Below are 2528 nucleotides of genomic sequence, written 5' to 3' on the forward strand. Positions count from 1 at the left end.
ATTAAATGGCGAAATAGACACTTTAGTAATTGGTGATTACTATGGCGCTATGGGCATGATATGGATATTTAATCCCTATAAAGCGACCTCTGGTAATTTGGAAATTGAGATTTCGTTGTGATTGATGCTTCTAATTGATTGACAGCATGGTTGAATTAAGAGTATATCTCATTTTAGTGGTTTTGATCATCGGGAGGTTGCCGGAATCGAACTGTGCTCTTGGTTCTGAACATTTAAAAATAAAGATGACGTCCTCCATTTCGGAAACTCCACAAGAGATCACGCTCATCAAGAAAATTATTTCTTCTGATAGCATATACCTTCGGCGGTTTGTTAAGTCTTTGATCGGAAATGGTGTTGAAACAATTGGAATAACTGGAATTGACAATTTCAGCCCTGAGGTGATTTTTATGAGGGGGCATAAATTCTATTTTGTTTCGAGTGAAATCCCAAAGTATAAATTACATATCCATTTTAAGGATAGTAATAACGCCGGGGCTTTTGAACTCGGCAATTCCAGATACGCAGTGACTGGAGACTTCGATCGGGTGGGAACTGAATGGGAGCTTAGTCGTATTTTCCCAATGAATATGGATTGAGGAGCTTCTGGAGCTTCATCACTATTCAAAAAGGTTGCAGGAGAAGAATTTGAAGTTATGGCGTATGGTCAAAACATAAGGTTTAAAACGCTGCTAAATATCTTAATCTTAATAATTAAACATTTTTATTTTGAAAAAAAATGAAATTTTATTTAGTCTAATTGTTCTTCTCTTCATTTGTTGCAAAAATCAAAAGTCACAAGAAATTGAGATTCAAGAATTACCAAACTCCGAAAGTAGTTGTATTACTAAAGTAGACAAGGAACAAGCATTAGAATCTATTCTTAAAACAGAATATTTTGTCATGCATTTACACCCAGAGCTAGATGAAAGACTGCCAATTACATTGTTAAAAAATGACTTTATAACAGGTGATTTATCAATATCATGGAATCAATACAAGGTTTTGTTTGCAGATTCATTAATACTTCCTAGAGGTAAAGTAATTGAACTTAAAATAGATAGTTTAGACTGTGAAGAAATGAAATTCTTTTATCAGTTATATTATCCTATTGAAGGGTCTCTAATAAAAGGAAGTACAGTAAAACAAGATTCCATCTGGATTTCAAGAGTTTATAGGTCAGTTGAACTTGAATATGAACCTGACTAGTAAAGAAAAGTTGAAATCACGCACGTAACTCAACGCTCTATTTGTGTAACTCCGTGGTCGACTATTGAGGTTCAGAATAAAGTCCTAATTGCTGTTTGGAAGCCAGCATACTTTTCCGCCAGGTGCGCCGGACGAGGGAGAGCTATTTGAAATTTTGGTGTTTGGTATAGATGTGACTGAAAATAGTTAATAACGTTTATTAAGAGTTAAAGCAATGATGTTTAAATATTACCTGACAGCTTTAATATTTGGATTGTTATATGTAGGAATCTATAGTGATCCTTGTTTAGAAATAAGGGATGACCATTTTACTGAACAGTGTTTAGATAGCTTGGATGAAGAAGTTATAGTCAAAACAATCCTTTCAGAAGAAAAGCACATTAAAAGTTATCTGGGATCTTTAAAAAAAAGTGGGAAAGACACCATTGGTTTAATTGCCCCGTACGGCTTTTCGATAAGAGAAATTAACGCATACGGTTATCATTTCTATATTGACCCAAGTAATTCCCATAAAACAACATTGGAAATTGAACTATCTGAAAATTGTTCTTCTGGCAATTTTAAGTTTGGTGATACTAAGTATATTGTTAGAGGGAATCTTTTAAAGTCAAATAGTCTTTGGTCTATTAGTGCCATTTATATGATAGAAATTAACTGAGCCGGCAGCCTTGCTCTTATCTATGGAATTCGAGATTGCCTTTTGAAAAATCACTTATAGGATGAGAATAAACAAGGAAAATATTGATGATTGGATCCAAAAATTCAAAAATTTGGAGCCAAATGAAGCCAATCAATTTTCAGAAGCATTAAGCCAAAATTTGCGATCCCAACTACTCGGGATTGCATTGGATTCCTCGAAACTCGCTTTAACCGAAAATAATGATCAGGTCTATCCCTTAATTTATAGAGGTGCAATGTCGATAATTCTCGAAGGTTGTATACAAGATCCCCGAGATAGTATTGGAATGTTAGCGTTGCTTAATAATTCATCAAAAATCTGTGGGCTCGACTTAAATAAAATATTGAGAGGTCTTCATTTGGAAAAACTGCGCTGTTCAGATTGTATAGATCATTGGATTAAAAGAGACAATAAGGAAATAGATCAATTTGGTTTTTCAGCCATCAAAAATGACAAGGGTGTTGTCACGGATTATAGTAGTATATCTTTCAATTCTTCTCTTTAACTACTCTTACAACCAACTCACAAAAACATACTTTAAAAACTAATTTATGAAGTTAGTAGACCTTGAAGAAACAGTGAAGAAGGTGTTTTATAATATTATCACTGCCTATAATATGAAGCTTCATCGCAATAAAGA

The 2528-nt window shown here is 33.9% G+C and carries 4 protein-coding genes; all 4 read left to right on the forward strand.

Features of this window, described 5'->3' with window-relative positions:
- The first annotated feature begins 245 nt into the window (after window positions 1–245).
- Window positions 246–599 (forward strand): hypothetical protein, encoded by a 354-nt coding sequence (locus WBV75_RS12310; protein ID WP_424120885.1) that lies wholly within the window; start codon window positions 246–248, stop codon window positions 597–599.
- Window positions 600–729: 130 nt separating this feature from the next.
- Window positions 730–1209, forward strand: coding sequence for a hypothetical protein (locus WBV75_RS12315; protein ID WP_424120886.1), 480 nt, complete (start codon window positions 730–732; stop codon window positions 1207–1209).
- 214 nt (window positions 1210–1423) lie between these two features.
- Complete coding sequence (locus WBV75_RS12320; protein WP_424120887.1) at window positions 1424–1867, forward strand: hypothetical protein; 444 nt, start codon at window positions 1424–1426, stop codon at window positions 1865–1867.
- 61 nt (window positions 1868–1928) lie between these two features.
- A complete protein-coding gene (locus WBV75_RS12325) occupies window positions 1929–2393 on the forward strand; it encodes a hypothetical protein (protein ID WP_424120888.1) in 465 nt (154 codons plus the stop codon).
- Window positions 2394–2528 lie beyond the last annotated feature (135 nt).

Source organism: Robiginitalea sp., assembly GCF_049588695.1.
GTDB lineage: Bacteria > Bacteroidota > Bacteroidia > Flavobacteriales > Flavobacteriaceae > Robiginitalea.